The following is a 15609-nucleotide window of genomic DNA, read 5'->3' as shown; positions in this document are numbered from 1 at the left end:
TCAACTGTTGATTTGAAAAGATCCATTTGAAACCGTTTTGCGCCTCACGGCGTCCCTTGGGCGAACCTGGTGCTTTTCATGCGCGGCAGCCAGTCTTCCAGCAGCCACACCCGGCAACGCTTGCTCGAAGCGGCCGAAGTCCTGTTTGTCGAACAGGGCTACGACACGATGTCGCTGCGCCAGATCACCGCCCTCGCTCACGCCAACCTTGCCGCAGTGAACTATCACTACGGCGGCAAGGAAGCGCTGATGCACGAGTTGCTCACGCTGCGCCTGTCCAGCCTCAACGAGGCGCGGCTGAAGCTGCTCACCGCTTGCGAACGCGAATGGCACGAGCGGCCCGATGCCGCGTCCATCCTCGGCACGCTGTTCGTGCCGGCGCTGCGGCTGAGCCGTGACCCCGCCGGCGGCCCCTGTTTCATGCGCCTGCTGGGCCGCGTCTACAGCGATCCGTCGCCGTTCATCCGCAACTATCTGCAGGAACATTACCGGCCCATTTTCGAGCGCTTTTTCGAAGCGTTCTCGGCCGCGCTTCCGGGCTTGCCGCGCAATGAACTGGGCCTGCGCCTGCACTTCGGCCTGAAGGCCCTTGCCGGCATGCTTGCCGGCGAAGATTTCGACCAGCTCGCCGCCACGCTCAGCATGGGCCAGGACATCGACGACGCCGAATTGCTGGCCCGACTGATTTCACTGATCACGCCCACCCTGGCAGGTCCCTTCGGTACCGCCGAACAGGTCCATGCCATCGAACGCGTGCTTGCCGTTGCAGACACGCAGGCTGTCACACCGTCGCCCGCAAGGACCGGGCGACCACGCAGGGGGAAAGACCCATGATCCAACGACCGCTCCGCCACCGAACGGTGCCGTACCTCATGCCGCCTTTCGGAGCATCCACGTTCCCGACGTTGTCACGGTCACCGGCTTCATGGCCGCTGGCCGACATGCGAACCGCCGCCCTACCAGGAGAACTGCCATGAAACGCCTGAAGCATCGCCCCACCATCCATCCTTCGATCAAGGCCGGTCTGGCACTTTCCATCGCCACCGCCCTGGCCGTGCCGCTGACGGCACACGCTGCCTCGTTCCAGTTGCCCACCACCTCGGCGGCCGGCTGGGGACGCGTCTCGGCCGGCGGCTCGTTGTATCCCAACGATCCTACCGCTGCCTTCAACAACCCCGCGGCCATGGTGTTCTTCGGCGCACCGACGCTGCAGGTCACCGCCACCGGCATCCGGCCCAGCGCCGAATTCCGCGGCAGCTTCCGCGACCAGCAGGGCAAGCCAGTCAGCGGCAACAATCCGAACGGCTTCGGCAAGTTCGAGCCGTTCCCGAACATCGCCTTCGTCGCGCCGATCAACGACCGCTTCGCACTGGGTGCCAGCCTCAGCGTGCCATACGGGCTGGTCAGCAAGTACAACCCCACCTGGCAAGGGCGCTACTTCGGCACCAAGACCAGCCTGCAATCGGTGGCGCTGAGCTTCTCCGCGGCCTTCAAGGTCAACGACGAGTTCTCGCTGGGCCTGGGCATCATGGGGCAGCGCACCAAGGCGCAGCTGAACTCGATCATCGACACCACCGGCGCAGCCAATACGATCGTCGGTGCGCCCCTGTTCGTCCCCCAGACCGCCGACGAGCAGCTCAACGTCAACGTCAAGAAGAAGTTCGCCTTCGGCTATTTCGGCGGCCTGGTCTGGAAGCCCACGCAGTGGGACACGTTCGACCTGACCTATCACTCGCGCGTCAAGAACAACATGACGGGCAACTACCAGATCTATGGCGGCGACGAGGGCAAGAGCCTGATCGGGCTAGCCCCGGTGCTGGATCCCTCGCTGCCGACGATCAAGACCGACGGCCCCGCCAGTGCCAGCGCGCGCCTGGATTCACCGGCCTACGCCAGCGTGGACTGGGTCCACGTCGTCAACTCGCGCTTCACCCTAAGCGCCACCGCGCAATGGACCGACTGGTCGAGCTTCGGCGTGCTCACGCTCAAGTCCGGCAGCGAGACGCTGGTATCGCTGCCGCAGAAATACAAGGACAGCTGGTTCTATTCGCTGGGCGGCGAATACCACATCAACCCGGCCTGGACGTTGCGCGCAGGTATCGGTTATGACCAGACCCCGACGAACATCGTCAGCCGCGATCCACGCATTCCCGATGGCACGCGCAGAATCGTCGGCGTGGGCGTCGGCTATCGCGCCAGCAAGGCGATGAGCTTCGACTTCGCCTACCAGCACCAGTTCGTGAAGGACACGCCGGTGCACATGAAGAACCAGAACCTGCTCGGCGCTGGCACCATGGATGGCGTATTTCAGGACCATGGCGATGTGCTCAGCCTGGCCGGCACGTATCAGTTCTGAGCAACACGCGGCGGCTGTCCGCCCACGAAAAAGCCGCGCCGGGAGGCGCGGCTTTTTCGTATCCGGGGTTATCCGGCCGACCGGCACCAGGCTGGTCAGGCCCCGGCGAAGTGCTTACTTGCCGCTCTGCTTCGGCAGCGGCTCCAGGTTGAAGCTCATCGTGGTGATCTTGCGATCCAGGCCCTGGATGACCTCCGCAGTGAGATCGTTCTGCACGTTGCCACCCAGCACCGAATCGCGGTTCAGCAGCAAGCCGCAGTGATGGCTCTTGTAGGCGCTGGCGACGACCGGCTCGGCGTCCTGGCCGATGCGCTCCATCACCTTGGAACGGGTCAGCTGGATACGGTCATTGAGTTCGCTCGCCTGGGTCTGGAACGCTTCCATCCGCTGCTGCAGGGCCTGACCCTGTTGCTTGCGCTGGGCTTCGCTGAGCGACTGAGCCTTCTGCTGGAAAGCCTGCACGTCCTTCTGCAACGGCGCGCGCTGGGTATCCAACTGCGATTTGGCCTGATCCGCCAATTGCTTCAAATGCCGGCTTGCAGCCTGGCCGACCTTGGCGTTGGCAAACACCGCCTCGCGCGAAAGCATGCATACGCCCGGCACCGGGTTGCCGCCCAGCGCATCCGCACCTTGCGCAGGCGCCGCCTGCACCGGAGCCACGGGAGTAACGGCAAGCCCGGCCGCGGCAAGCAGCGAGACGACAAGCAGGGGGCGACGCAAATTCATGGGAACACTCCGATTTCCTGGGCACATGGTAGGTGTGGACCGCACGCAAGCGCGGCGGTTCCCCAGCATACTCGCGCGCGCGCCGCCGATGAATGCCCGGCGCAGCCATGGTTCAGGCACGTCATCGCCCTTCCGGGCACCCTCGGAATGGCCAGAATCCTGATCCGGCCCCGGCTACTGCCCGGGCCCCGGGTTCTCGCTCTCGGGCCACTCGCCAATCGAGCGCGCCCAGCTCACGTAGCAATGGGCGACATCGCCGGCCACCCGCTGGTTTTCGAGCAAGCCGGCGGCATTCTCGGCCAGTTCCCTCCAGCGCTCGACCGCGTGCAACTGGACATGGAAATGCCAGGCCACGTCGGCCAGCACCGGCATGGACAGCTCGTCCCGCGGGTGTTCCAGCGCGACCCCCAGTACCAGCGACATGGCCTGCAAGCCGTGCAGGCATTCCAGCGACTGCGCCTCGGCGCCATGCTTGATGACCGCCAGCCGTTGCTGGCAAAAGCGCGACAAGCCGGCATCGGCCTGGATGCGTGCCCCGCCGCCCAGCAAGTGATCGAGCAACTCGCCGAGGCTGGTAGCCGCGGCGTGATCGCCGCCAAAAATCTCTGCAGAAATGAAAGCGCCATCATTGGCCGTCGGCGCCACATGTGATCCCGTCAACATGATCCACCCCCTGATTCCATGCACCTCGCCTGGAATGCCTTACATCACATAATGAAACTCATAGCTCATAGAGCGTGTAACTATTGGGCAAGCCACTATATGCGCGCCCATGAAGGGGCGCAAATACCTAAAAATCGCATAAATAATCAAATAGTTGCATTCATGGAATACGACCCCCGGAAATTGTTCGGCCAGCACCTGGCCCGACTGCGAAAAACGCTCGGCTGGTCGCAGGAAAAGCTCGCGCTGGAAAGCGGCCTGGCACGCTCTTACGTCAGCGGCATCGAGCGCGGAGTACGCAATGTCGCCCTGTGCAACATCTGTCTGCTGGCGCCCACGCTCCAAGGTAATGCTGGACTTTTTCTGAGCCCGATATCGGCCCGCATCGCATGTCGATCCTGTTGGTTTCCATACCCCGATAACGCCACTACTTTTCCCGCGTGACGGCGTGACGCATCGTGGAATACCCCTCATCGGAGATTCCCCATGCGCATCTTCCTTACCGGCGCAACCGGTTTCATCGGCTCGCGGATCGTGCCCGAGCTGCTTGGTGCCGGTCACCAGGTTCTCGGCATGACCCGCTCGGATGCCGGCGCCCGGGCGCTCGCCGCCGCCGGTGCCGAGGTGCATCGCGGCCAGCTCGAAGACCTGGAAAGCCTGCGCAGCGGTGCGGCGCAGGCAGACGCGGTGATCCACACCGCCTTCGATCACGACTTCTCGAACTTCGTCGCGAACTGCGAAAAGGATCGCCAGGCGATCAAGGCGCTGGGCTCGGCGCTGATCGGCACAAACCGGCCATTGCTGATCACTTCCGGCACGGGCATGGGCAGTCCTGGCGACGGACAGGCCGCCACCGAAAGCGTCGTCAACACGGATAATCCGAATCCCCGCTCCGCCTCCGAGTTGGCGGGGATAGAGCTGTCGGCAGCCGGTGTCGCCGTATCGGTAATGCGACTGCCGCAAGTGCACGACACGGTCAAGCAGGGGCTCATCACACCGTTGGTGGCCATCGCCCGCGCGAAAGGCGTCTCGGCCTACGTCGGCGAAGGACGCAACCGCTGGCCGAGTGCGCATGTGCTCGATGTCGCGCGGCTCTATCGCCTGGCCATCGAGCGCCGCGAACCGGCGCGCTATCACGCCGTTGCCGAAGAAGGCATTCCGGTGCGCACCATCGCCGAAGTCATCGGCGCCGGCCTCGGCGTACCCGTGAAATCGATTTCCGCCGAAGACGCGGCTGGGCATTTCGGCTCGATGGGCATGTTTGCCGCCATGGACCTGCTCGCATCGAGTGCATGGACCCGCAAGGTGCTCGGCTGGCATCCCACCGGCCCGGACCTGATCACCGACCTCAAGCACATGGATTACTCCGGCGTCGCCGCAAGCTGAGGCACCGCTGTCTTCCGGGCTGCTGGCGGAAACCGTCGAATGGCATGGCCCAGCTTCCGGCAACCGCTTTCGAACAGGGCAGGGCCACGCGTGCCCTGCCCTGTTTCGCGTTGGAGCGGAGCCCGCGACGATCAGCCTTTCGCAGCCCAGGCCATCGCGTCTTCGCCGGCGGGAATGCGCATGGGCGACGACGGATCGGTCACCGCGCGCCACACGGCTTCCGCGACATCCGTCGAATACGTGAGCGGGCCGGACGTATCGCGCATCCGCGCCAGCACGTCTTCGACCAACTCGGCGTAGGCCGGGTGGTCCATGCCATGCATGTGCGATCGCGCGTTGTCGCCGAAGCGGGTTTCGGGCGAACGCCCCGGCAGCACCAGCCGCACGCGCACGCCGAAGGGTTCGAGTTCCAGCGCCATGGATTCGGTGAAGGCGTTCACCGCGGCCTTGCTCGCGGTGTACACGCCGACCAGGGGCAGCGTCTTCAGGGTCACGCTCGACGTCACGTTCACCACGACGCCGGCCTTGCGTTGCCGGAACTGCGGTACCACTGCCTGGGTCAGCGCCATCGTGCCGAACAGGTTGGTTTCGAACACATCGCGTGCCGTCGTCATCGGCGTCAGCTCGAAGGGTGCCCCGGCGCCGATGCCGGCGTTGTTCACCAGCGCATCGATCGGTCCTGCCGCCTCGACGGCTTGCCGGATACTCGCTGGATCGGTGACATCGAGCGCGAGCACGCGCAGGCGCTCGGAACACGGCAACACGTCCTCGTGCGGCGTGCGCATGGTGGCGATCACCCGCCAGTCGCGGTCGAGAAAATGGCGGGCGATCTCCAGGCCGAAGCCGGACGAACAACCGGTGATCAGGATGGTCTGCATGGGGATTCCTCAGGTACGGGTGGATGGGGAAACCCGACGATAGGCCGCCATCGCCGTACTCACTACAATCGAACGTCCATGTTTCCTTGGCGAGAGTCCGGCATGATTGATCCACTGACCGACGTGGTCACGCTGCTGCAGCCGAGCGCCCGGTTTTCGAAAGCGGTCGTCGGCGCCGGTCGCTGGCACATCCGTCGTTCGGATGCGGGGCAACCGTTCTACTGCGTGGTGCTGGAAGGCGGCTGTCGCGCCACGATCGACGGACACGCGACGATCGAACTGCAGGCGGGCGACTTCGCGCTGGTCCCTGCCGCCCACGGCGTGGCGATGTCCAGCCTCGAACCGCCGGCGGCAGGCATCGAATCCACGCCCGTCGCACAGGGCCATGGCCTGTTCCGCATCGGCACGCAGGAGGGCCCGACCGACATGCACATGCTGGTGGGTCATTGCAGCTTCGACTCGCCCGATGCCGACCTGCTGGTGTCGCTGCTGCCGCAGCTCGTCCACGTGCGCGGCGAGCGACGGCTGGCGTTGCTGGTAAAGCTGGTGGGTGAGGAGTCGCGCGCGCAACGCCCGGCCCGTGACGTGGTACTGGCGCGGCTGCTGGAAGTGCTGCTGATCGAAGCCATGCGCTCCGCTGCCGGTACCAGCGCCTCACCCGGACTGGTACGCGGGCTGGCCGACGCGCGACTGGCGCTGGCGTTGCGTGCCATGCACGAACAGCCGACCCGCGCATGGACGGTCGAGCAACTGGCGCGGGAAGCCGCACTGTCGCGCTCGGCTTTCTTCGAGCGCTTCAGCCGCACCGTCGGCGTCGCCCCGATGGCCTACCTGCTCGCCTGGCGCATGGCGCTGGCCAAGCAACTGCTGCGCAAGAGCGAAGACGCCATCGCCGACATCGCCGAACGCGTCGGCTACAGCTCGGCCAGCACCTTCAGTACCGCCTTCACCCGCCACGTCGGCCTGTCGCCGTCGCGCTACGCACGAGAGCATGCCGATGCATAGCTTCCGCCTATAAAATTCATCGAGACAATCCATTGGACGAATGATGGGGTCGGACCGGCTAATGGGGTGGCCGCTGCTCCCCGCAAGACGCCGTCTTGCCAGCCGCATGCCAATGGAGAAAACCCATGATGTATCGCCCACTTCAGGTTCTGCCGATGCAAGCTGCCCTGCCGGCTTCTTCCCGGCCTCGACCGCTTCCCGACGCGTTGGCCGAATCGGACTCCGCGACGCTTCTCATGACGGACTTCCGCGACACCACGCCTGCATCCATCGCATCCGGCAAACGCCTGGGCGATGCCCTGATCGAAATGCACCATGCGGCAACCCACACCCTGTTGGCGACCGAAGGCGAGCACATCGCCGGAATCATCACGCTGCACGACATCCATGGGCCGCGCCCCGTGCAATTTCTGCATGACGCCGGTTGCCATCTGAACTGTCGCCACGGCAACGTCACCGTGGCCGATGTCATGACGCCCATCCAGCATGTTCCGGCGCTGCGTCTTTCCGACGTACAGCGCTCGCGCATCGGCGATATCCGCAAGACATTCGAAGGCTCGACGATGGGCCATCTGCTCGTGCTGGATGCTGACGCCAGCACGGACCTCGGCGTGATTTGCGGCATCTTCGAGCGGGAACGGATCGAACGCGAAATCCACGCTTGACCACGGACCCCGGCGCGCCAATACGCTGCCGGATCCCGCGAAGCATGCGCGCCCGCCAGGACAACAGGCGCGGCTTGCGCAGGCACGTGGCCCTCGCAACGTCATTCCGGAATCAGAAGCGCAACCAGGTCCTTATCCATGGCCACACCAGCAGCAACGCCATGGCCATCAGCATGACGGCAACGGCATAGCGATGACGGTTCAGCAGGCGCTTCTGTTCACGCTGCAAAAATTGCATATCGCGATCAAACAGTTCCTGATCCTGAGCCACCTCTCGTGGATCGCGCAAGGTCTGCCCACTCATCCTTTCGCTGATCTCGCCCAGCCGCCCCAGCGCCTTGTTGTAGGCCTCCGGCAGCAGCGGGTTCCACGTATCGTTGCGACCCGTCGCCTCGGTCCACAACTGTCGTGCCGCGGCATATATCGCTTGCGGGTGATGCTCCGCGTTGGGCAATGCAACACTCACCACACCCTTGGCCAGCGCACCTTGATGGAACGCCGCGAACAGACGATCGGTCCAATGAATACGCGGTGCCGCACGAGCGAACGAGTTCACCCGGAACCTGATCCAGTAGCTTTCGGTTCCACCACGTCCGGTGATCGTGTGCAGGCAGATACCGGAAACATGGCACCAGGCGATCCTGCCATTCAGTGGCGTGGCAAAGCCGAGTGCCGTCAACTCGAGCGCGGGATGTCCAATACTGGGCACGGCGCGTGCCAGCAGCAGCAAACCAAGCGGAAGGGCCACGATACCGATGAAAGGCATCGCATCCAGTTTTGTTTCCGTCAGTCCCACGTACAACAACCCGGCGCCCGTCACGGTGACAAGCACAGCAGCCAGTATGGGGCGAGCCCCTGCGCGCACCTGCAACGACTCCCCCGCACCCCACGAACGCCGGGACATCTCGGCCACGCTGCGCTGGATGACGGCACGCTTGCGTGCATCCCGACGTTGCTCGCGGCGACGGTCGCTGACATACGCCAACACCACCATTGCCACACCAGACGCCAGCGACAGCAATGCCACCACCGGAGCATCGCGCCATGTGGCAAGACCGATGCCGATGCCGATCACACCGAAGATCACGAGGAATAGGTTGATCAGCTGCTGCATGATCTGCGCGGCATCGCTCCCTGACGAAGCCGGAATTGTGACGGGCGCGCGCAACGAGTCGCAATAACTTTCGGCGACATTCATCGCCTTGATGCACGGCCCCTCGGTGTCACGTCTTTGCCGGCAGGCTCGCGCAACGAACTTTGGTCAGCCGTCGCGCTGCGCGCGATGGTGGGCTACCAGCGCATTGGCGTGGCCATGGCCCATCTTGTGCTCGGTCTTGAGAAATGCGACTTGCTCCATGTGCTTCCTGTCGGAAACACCGTCCAGCAGCTTGAACCAGTGCGCCACCGGTTTTCCATAGGTCTTCTCGATGGAAGGAAAATAGGATGCGGGTCCCTTCGCCGTTGCAGCAATGGCCATCTGAAAGTGCTCCGTGATGTCTTTCCGGCTCCGCAGTGCCGCCACTCGCCACCCGAACCGGACGGCGAGTGGCGAAACCATCAATCCACCGTCGCGGCATCCAGTCCACGGCGCTCCAGCAGCGGCTGGATTTGCGGTTCGTGGCCGGCGAAATCGCTGAACAGTTGCATCGCGTCCTTGCTGCCGCCTTGCGACAGCAAGGCCTGGCGGAAGCGGTCGCCGTTGGCGCGGGTCAGGCCGCCGTGGGCCTTGATCCATTCCACCGTGTTCGCGTCCAGCACTTCGGACCAGATGTAGGCGTAATAGCCGGCCGCGTATCCGCCCATGATGTGGCTGAAGTACGGCGTGCGGTAACGCGGCGGCACGGCGGCGTAGTCGGTGCCGTTGGCTTTCAGCGCAGCGGCCTCGAACGCCATCACGCCATCGGCTTCGGGGATCTTGTCCGCACCGACCTGGTGCCAGCTCTGGTCGAGCATGGCCGAGCCGAGATACTCGGTGGTGGCGAAGCCCTGGTTGAACTTCGAGCTGGCCAGCACCTTGTCCAGCAGTGCCTTGGGCATCGCCTCACCGGTCTGGTAATGCCTGGCGTAATGGGCCAGCACGCTCGGCCAGTCGGCCCACATTTCGTTGACCTGCGAGGGGAATTCGACAAAGTCGCGCGGCACGCTGGTGCCGCTGAAGTACGGGTACTTCACGTTGGAGAACATGCCGTGCAACGCGTGGCCGAATTCGTGGAACGCGGTGGTCACTTCGTCCCAGGTCAGCAGGGTCGGGCCACTGGCTGGCTTGGTGATGTTGAGATGATTCGCCACGATCGGCAGGTTGCCGGTCAGCGCGGATTGCTCGACATAGGAATTCATCCACGCGCCACCGCGCTTGGATGGCCGCGCATACATGTCGGCGATGAAGATCGCCAGTTGGCTGCCATCGGCGTTGTAGACGTCGTACACCAGCACGTCGGGGTTGTAGACCGGCAGGTCGGTGCGCTGCTTGAAACTCAGCCCGTAGAGCTGGCCGGCGGCGTAGAACACGCCGTTCTCCAGCACGTTCTTCATCTCGAAGTACGGCTTCAGCTGGCTTTCGTCGAAATCGTATTTCTCGGCGCGTACCTTCTCGGCGTAATACGCCCAATCCCACGCTTCGAGCGGGAACGTGGGCTGGCTCTTGGCGGCCTGTTCCTTGTCGATCATCGCCTGCAGCACGGCGCCTTCGCGCCTGGCATTGGCCACGGCCGGCGGTGCCAACTGGGTCAGCATGGCATTGACCGCCTCCGGCGTCTTGGCGGTTTCATCCGCCAGCACGTAAGCCGCGTAAGTGGGATAGCCGAGCATCTTCGCCTTCTCCGCGCGCAGCTTCAGTACCTGCGACACGATGGCGGTGTTGTCGTACGCGTTGCCGCGGCTGCCGCGCGCCACCGAAGCCCGGTACAGGCGTTCGCGCACGGCGCGATCCTGCAGTTGCGCCTCGGGCGGCTGGCCGGTGGTGTTGAGCAGCGCGATCACGTATTTGCCGTCCAACCCGCGCGCCTTGGCGGCTTCGGCGGCGGCGCCGATCTGTTCGTCGGTCAGGCCGGCCAACTGTTCCTTCGTATCCACCACCACGGCCGAATCGTTCACCTCGGCCAGCACGTTCTGGCTGAACCTAGCGCCCAGTTTCGCAAGCGTGCCGTTGATCTCCTTCAAGTGCGTCTTGTCGGCATCCGAAAGCCTGGCGCCGGCGCGCACGTAATCGGTGTGGTAACGCTCGATCAAACGCACGCTTTCGGCATCCAGGCCCAGCTGATTGCGCGTGTCGTACAAGGTCTGGATGCGCGCGAACAGCTGCGGATTCAGCATCACCGCATCGCGATGCGCCGCCAGCTTCGGTGCGTACTCGGCCTGAATCGCCTTGCGCGCATCGTTGGTATCCACGCCCACCTGGTTGAAGAACACGGTGGACGTGCGATGCAGGATCTGCCCGGATTTCTCCAGCGCCAGGATGGTGTTGTCGAAGCTAGGCGCCGCATCGTTGTCGGCAATGGCGGTCACTTCCTTCAGGTGATCGGCCATGCCGCGATCGAAGGCCGGCGCGAAATCGCCATCCTTGATCTTGTCGAACTGCGGGTAATGCAGCGGCAGCGGACTTTCCACGAAGAACGGATTGCCGGCTTCCGCGGCAGCGGCGCCGGCTTGCGCCAGCGGTTGCGTGGCGCGGCTTTTGCCGGCATCGGCATCCGTGTCGGTGGCATCGGTACAGGCAGACATGGAACCGGCAAGGACCATGACCATGGCGAGAGCGAGGGAATGTTTCATCAGTGCGGACTCGTCGGTAGGCGAACCCCGATCCTAACCAATTGACGCGCGAGGGACCCATGACCAAAGCCATGGTCGCGACGATGCGTGTCCCCCTCCACGATGAATACGCGCCGGATGAACGCCAACATGTCAACGTGCTGCGCACACCTGCATCACGAGGTGGCTACCGGTATCTGCGTAAAACGGAAAGCGTCTGCGATGACGCAGTCGAACCCCCGGAGAATACGCGTGGACAAGAATCGTACCGAAGGCACGAAGCACGAAGTCAAAGGCGCCATCAAGGAGACGGTGGGCAAGGTCACCGGCAATATCGGCAAGCAGGTCGAAGGCAACATCGAGAAGAATGCCGGCAAGCTGCAGCATGCCGTGGGCAAGGCCGCCGACAAGCAGCGCGAGGCGGAGAAAAAGCACAAGCATTGAGTATGCCGGAAGGTCGTACCGCAAGGCTGTGCCGCGAATGGCGTCCCTCCATAGTATTGGCGTCATTCGCGGCGACGATGGAGAATCCGATTGCCTGTAGGCGTCGCTACGACGAAGTCGCTCCGGCGGGCTCGTTCGGAGTCAACGGGCTCGCCCCAACCGGGGCCAATCCTGCCTTGGCTGTCACGGTGGCCAGCAAATGCCGCACGGCGTCTTCATTCGCCCTCACGTCCCGGTACACACGCTTGAAGATACCGCGTAGGGCCGATTTCAAATGAAATAACGTTTCGCTTGGATCGATACCCTGCAGGACGGAAAAAATGGCGTGCGCGTGCAGCACCTCAACATCTGTCAGATAGCCTTGTTGCCGCCAGCGCCAACCTTCCGCCTTGCCGTGACGGAAGTGCTGAAAGTTGAAGCACGAGTTGGCGAGAAAGATCCCGAAGCCATGAAATACGGCGGCAAGATCAGTGGCTGGCTCCCAAACCTCCCAACCGCCGGGTGGCGGCTCCGGAAGCCCCACCGTGCGGTAATGCGCCAACTCATGCGCCAAGGTGGCGACCAGCGACATGGGATCGCGTAACTGCTCGGGGTTATAGGTAATCAGGGCCCCACCTTCCTTCAACGCACGAAATGTCCCGGCCGGTGATGCCGGCGCTCCCTGCACGAATGCCTGTGATGACACTATGGTGTTGGGGTCGGCTTGCTGGTACTGCAGCACGCATGGCCAATCCGCCATGCCCGCATGCATCTTCACCCGATTGAAAATCATTTCTGCAAACGCATGCCCGCTCGAGCCATCGTGAGGAAAGAACTGCGGCGTGGGCAAGATCAGTGGTCGCCGCCAAGAGCTACCACTGGCGGTGGAGTGTTGAAGCAGCCACTCAAAGCAGTCGAACTGCCATTGGCTCAATTCGGTGTCGAGTAACGGCCCCTTGCGAAATAGCCCGAACATGACTCCCCCATCCATGTGTCCGTTGCCAGCGGGCATTAGACAACTTGTACCCCTCGCTTTGGTAGCCCCTGGCGTCCGCTCCACCGGCTACCGCTAACCTGATGCCAGGCCAGCGGATCCAGTCTTGTCATGGCCGATCCAATCCGCGCATTCCGGAATCAGGGCCGACAGGTCGGTGACGCCGACATCGATGCCCAACTGGCTGAACAAGGTGGTGACCTGTCCGCGATGATGGGTCTGGTGGTTGAAGACATGGCGCAGCACCAGCCCGGCCGGCTTGGTATGCGACTCACCGGCGCTGTTGGTATAGCTCAGCGGCTGCGCGTACACGTCGTCGATGGCTTCGACGGTGAACGCGATGATGGCCGTATCCAGCGCTTCACGGTCCGCGCGCAACGTGGCGAAATCGGGAAACACGATGCCGCGAACCAGTTCGGGCAACGGCATCGCGCGTACCGGGTCCAGCGAAGCCAGCCCGGGCATTGCGTTGGCGAAGCGCCGCAGCCAATGCGCGTCGGCGGCATGGATATGCGCCAGCGTGGCCAGGATCGAGCCGAAGAACGCACCGCGATCCGCCTGCAGCTCTGTCTCGTCCAGTGCCGCGGCCTGCGCGTAGAGGCGCGCATTCATCCACTGGTTGTAGCGGGCCATCAGTTCGAAATCGGCTTTGAGGGACATGCAGCTGCTCTACGCGAAAAAGTGTGCAGGGTGCGAGGATAGCCCTGCCTTGAAATAAGCAGACCCGAGTCGGTGATGACCACCCGGCGTCAGCGCGACATCGTCCACGTCGACTCGATATCGCGCCTCACCGCTTCGTCCAGCCCAGCCGCGTCGGCATCCTGCAGGCCACGCACAACCCCATGTCGGATGCCGGCGAAATCACCGTCCTTGCGGAACGTCACCGACCAGAGGACGCGGCCCGCCGTCGGCAATTGGTATTCCCCCTCGTACGCAAAGCCATTGCTTGTCGTACCGGAAACATCGGCCATGACATAAGTCCCTCCGGGTCAATGCCTTGCAGCATAGGCTCTTTCCCGCCTTGCGCCCGCTTTTGCGCTTCCCTACTTTCGAGCTGCCGCGATCTCCGCCGCCTTCCGCGCGAGTTCCTTGATCCTGAGCACGCGCAGCAGCTCGGACTTTTTCAGTCCTTCGCGGGCCTCCTTGATCACTTCGTGGGCCAGGTTCTGGCTGGTGTGATGCCGCTTCGCGTCGATAGCGGCATCCAGTCGCTGCTGGGCTGCCCGAATCCCCTTGTCGACGCGGTAAAGGGGATCATGCGGGTTCGTGGCCAGCGGCGGGTCGTAGCTTTTCGTCATGGTTTTTCTTCGTGATCAGGGCGCCACGATAGCCCGGTTGAGCACGCCGCGCACCTGCGTTGTCGTTACTCGCCGGCCTATCTGCAGCGCCGCAGTTGGGCGCCGTACTCGCGAGCCAGGTGGTCGACTTCATCGGCAGTCTGCAGCAAGTGGCGATCATGCCGCCATTGGCCGCTGCGATAACCACCGATGCCTTCGTGATAAGCCAGATACAGGTGTTTCGGGTCCCACTTGGAGATACCCAGCTCGCGATGGATGCGGTCCGTGTACCAGCCAAGGAAATCGAGCGAGCTGCCCATGCGCTTGCGGCTCTTGAACCAGTGGCCGTTCTCCTTCCGATATTCCTTCCACACCGGGTCCTGCGCCTGCGCATAGCCATAGGCACTCGACCGGCGCGGCAGCGGAATGAACAGGAACCATGGCCGGGCCGGACGCGCCTTCGCACGGAAGTCGGACTCCCTTCGCACAAACGCCATCAGCACATTGACCGGGGTGCCCCAGCGCTTCTGCGTCGCCCGCGCATCGCGATACCAACTCGGGTACTGGGCGAAGACCTGGCAGATGTTCTGGCTGTCGCGAGGCGGCGCGGTGGCGCAACCACCCAAGGCCAGCAGGCCAACCGCAAGAAAGGCCACGCCGAGACGCCGGACCGTCATGCCGCGCCATGTCCTGATCATGGGCGCAAGCATCAAGGTCAACTTTCCATGGAAGTGCACTCCGCCCCCTTGTCAGACATGGTTGGCTCCAACCGCTGCTGGACTGCCCCGATCTCTTCACCGATGCGGCAGAGAGGATCATTCGGATTCACTGTCGCGATGGGTCGCAGCATTTCGCCATGGCTTTTCTTCGCGATCAGAGCGGCACGATAGCCCGGCTGGCTTCGCTGCGCACGCGTAGCGTCGTGGGCCGCCTGCGCCATCGATAAAGCCCGCACTCCGTTACCCCTTGCCACGGTACCTGACCGACTCCCCGGTTCCCAGCTCTCCAAACTAGCGACAAGGTTCAGCCAACGCCTCACCGTTCGCCCTGAGCGTAGGCCCGCAGGGCCGGAGTCGAAGGGTGATGGCCTGCAAGCGCTTCGACTCCGCTTGCCACCGCAAGCTACGCTCAGCGCGAACGGTCTTTTTTAGCTGAGCTTCGTTGCTCTTCAGAAACAGAAAAATAACCCCTTGTTTTGCTTGTCTGTTTCATGGGGCGGACGGAATCGGTACGAGGTTGTAGCCCATCATGGCAGCGCGCTTTTGGAGTTGATGTACCACGCGCTGCTGATGCCGCTCCTCGTAGTAGGTCTGCCCCTGATCGACGTAGGCCTCGCCCTTGGTCAGCAGGGTGTAGATCAATCGCGCCAGCTTGTGCGCCGTCGCGGTGATGGCTTTGGCTTTCTCCACCCGCGCCAGCATGCGCCGGTGATACGCTCCGAGCGCGGTCTGGCTGCGGCGTAAACCCATGGCCGCCATCCGTAACGCCT

Annotated in this window: 18 protein-coding genes and 1 pseudogene; 7 read left to right on the top strand and 12 right to left on the bottom strand. The window is 63.5% G+C overall.

What is annotated here, in order from left to right; genetic code table 11:
- The first annotated feature begins 78 nt into the window (after positions 1 to 78).
- Positions 79 to 834 carry a TetR/AcrR family transcriptional regulator gene (locus tag BMY90_RS06960; protein WP_008207471.1) on the top strand — a complete coding sequence of 252 codons (756 nt, stop codon included), beginning with the start codon at positions 79 to 81 and terminating at the stop codon, positions 832 to 834.
- Between the two features lie 139 nt (positions 835 to 973).
- Complete coding sequence (locus BMY90_RS06955) at positions 974 to 2356, top strand: outer membrane protein transport protein (protein WP_008207469.1); 1383 nt, start codon at positions 974 to 976, stop codon at positions 2354 to 2356.
- A gap of 114 nt (positions 2357 to 2470) precedes the next feature.
- Here the strand turns inward: BMY90_RS06955 and BMY90_RS06950 are convergent, their stop codons facing one another.
- Together BMY90_RS06950 and BMY90_RS06945 are read right to left on the bottom strand one after the other, a co-directional pair.
- Entirely contained in the window at positions 2471 to 3082 is a 612-nt protein-coding gene (locus tag BMY90_RS06950; RefSeq protein WP_008207467.1) for an OmpH/Skp family outer membrane protein, read from the bottom strand.
- 174 nt (positions 3083 to 3256) lie between these two features.
- The gene (locus BMY90_RS06945; RefSeq protein ID WP_037097833.1) at positions 3257 to 3745 is read right to left on the bottom strand and encodes a hypothetical protein; all 489 of its coding nucleotides are present in this window, start codon (positions 3743 to 3745) and stop codon (positions 3257 to 3259) included.
- A gap of 162 nt (positions 3746 to 3907) precedes the next feature.
- On the opposite strand from BMY90_RS06945, the gene BMY90_RS06940 reads away from it, so the two are divergent.
- Positions 3908 to 4189, top strand: coding sequence for a helix-turn-helix domain-containing protein (locus tag BMY90_RS06940; RefSeq protein ID WP_008207462.1), 282 nt, complete (start codon positions 3908 to 3910; stop codon positions 4187 to 4189).
- A gap of 42 nt (positions 4190 to 4231) precedes the next feature.
- Complete coding sequence (locus tag BMY90_RS06935; protein WP_092702766.1) at positions 4232 to 5131, top strand: SDR family oxidoreductase; 900 nt, start codon at positions 4232 to 4234, stop codon at positions 5129 to 5131.
- 131 nt (positions 5132 to 5262) lie between these two features.
- On the opposite strand, the gene BMY90_RS06930 is transcribed toward BMY90_RS06935, so the two are convergent.
- Positions 5263 to 6009 carry an SDR family oxidoreductase gene (locus BMY90_RS06930; protein WP_092702764.1) on the bottom strand — a complete coding sequence of 249 codons (747 nt, stop codon included), beginning with the start codon at positions 6007 to 6009 and terminating at the stop codon, positions 5263 to 5265.
- Between the two features lie 102 nt (positions 6010 to 6111).
- Here BMY90_RS06930 and BMY90_RS06925 point away from each other — a divergent pair, with 102 nt between their 5' ends.
- Together BMY90_RS06925 and BMY90_RS06920 are read left to right on the top strand one after the other, a co-directional pair.
- A complete protein-coding gene (locus BMY90_RS06925) occupies positions 6112 to 7014 on the top strand; it encodes an AraC family transcriptional regulator (RefSeq protein WP_092702762.1) in 903 nt (300 codons plus the stop codon).
- 125 nt (positions 7015 to 7139) lie between these two features.
- Complete coding sequence (locus BMY90_RS06920; RefSeq protein ID WP_139201708.1) at positions 7140 to 7679, top strand: CBS domain-containing protein; 540 nt, start codon at positions 7140 to 7142, stop codon at positions 7677 to 7679.
- A gap of 112 nt (positions 7680 to 7791) precedes the next feature.
- Here the strand turns inward: BMY90_RS06920 and BMY90_RS06915 are convergent, their stop codons facing one another.
- From BMY90_RS06915 to BMY90_RS06905, 3 genes are all read right to left on the bottom strand, one after another.
- Positions 7792 to 8877, bottom strand: coding sequence for a hypothetical protein (locus BMY90_RS06915; protein ID WP_139201707.1), 1086 nt, complete (start codon positions 8875 to 8877; stop codon positions 7792 to 7794).
- A gap of 63 nt (positions 8878 to 8940) precedes the next feature.
- Positions 8941 to 9156 (bottom strand): DUF4287 domain-containing protein, encoded by a 216-nt coding sequence (locus BMY90_RS06910; RefSeq protein WP_092702756.1) that lies wholly within the window; start codon positions 9154 to 9156, stop codon positions 8941 to 8943.
- An 80-nt stretch (positions 9157 to 9236) separates the two neighbouring features.
- Entirely contained in the window at positions 9237 to 11447 is a 2211-nt protein-coding gene (locus tag BMY90_RS06905) for a M3 family metallopeptidase (protein ID WP_092702754.1), read from the bottom strand.
- Between the two features lie 231 nt (positions 11448 to 11678).
- Between BMY90_RS06905 and BMY90_RS06900 the strand changes: the two genes are divergently transcribed.
- Positions 11679 to 11870 carry a CsbD family protein gene (locus tag BMY90_RS06900; RefSeq protein WP_008207441.1) on the top strand — a complete coding sequence of 64 codons (192 nt, stop codon included), beginning with the start codon at positions 11679 to 11681 and terminating at the stop codon, positions 11868 to 11870.
- Positions 11871 to 11976: 106 nt separating this feature from the next.
- On the opposite strand, the gene BMY90_RS06895 is transcribed toward BMY90_RS06900, so the two are convergent.
- The 6 genes and pseudogenes from BMY90_RS06895 to BMY90_RS06865 form a co-directional block, all read right to left on the bottom strand.
- Positions 11977 to 12825, bottom strand: coding sequence for a hypothetical protein (locus tag BMY90_RS06895; RefSeq protein ID WP_139201706.1), 849 nt, complete (start codon positions 12823 to 12825; stop codon positions 11977 to 11979).
- A 93-nt stretch (positions 12826 to 12918) separates the two neighbouring features.
- Positions 12919 to 13503, bottom strand: coding sequence for a DinB family protein (locus BMY90_RS06890; RefSeq protein WP_092702752.1), 585 nt, complete (start codon positions 13501 to 13503; stop codon positions 12919 to 12921).
- Positions 13504 to 13592: 89 nt separating this feature from the next.
- Positions 13593 to 13814 (bottom strand): hypothetical protein, encoded by a 222-nt coding sequence (locus BMY90_RS06885; protein ID WP_008209920.1) that lies wholly within the window; start codon positions 13812 to 13814, stop codon positions 13593 to 13595.
- A gap of 72 nt (positions 13815 to 13886) precedes the next feature.
- Positions 13887 to 14141 carry a hypothetical protein gene (locus tag BMY90_RS06880; protein ID WP_008209922.1) on the bottom strand — a complete coding sequence of 85 codons (255 nt, stop codon included), beginning with the start codon at positions 14139 to 14141 and terminating at the stop codon, positions 13887 to 13889.
- A gap of 77 nt (positions 14142 to 14218) precedes the next feature.
- A complete protein-coding gene (locus tag BMY90_RS06875; protein WP_037099089.1) occupies positions 14219 to 14797 on the bottom strand; it encodes a transglycosylase SLT domain-containing protein in 579 nt (192 codons plus the stop codon).
- Positions 14798 to 15328: 531 nt separating this feature from the next.
- Positions 15329 to 15609, bottom strand: a pseudogene (locus BMY90_RS06865) (IS110 family transposase); the annotation flags it as partial.

Origin of the sequence: Rhodanobacter glycinis (genome assembly GCF_900114325.1) — a bacterium.
Classification (GTDB): Bacteria; Pseudomonadota; Gammaproteobacteria; order Xanthomonadales; family Rhodanobacteraceae; genus Rhodanobacter_A; species Rhodanobacter_A glycinis.
The sequence above is the reverse complement of the archived record's forward strand: the minus strand, read 5'-3'. Positions and strand labels throughout refer to the sequence as shown.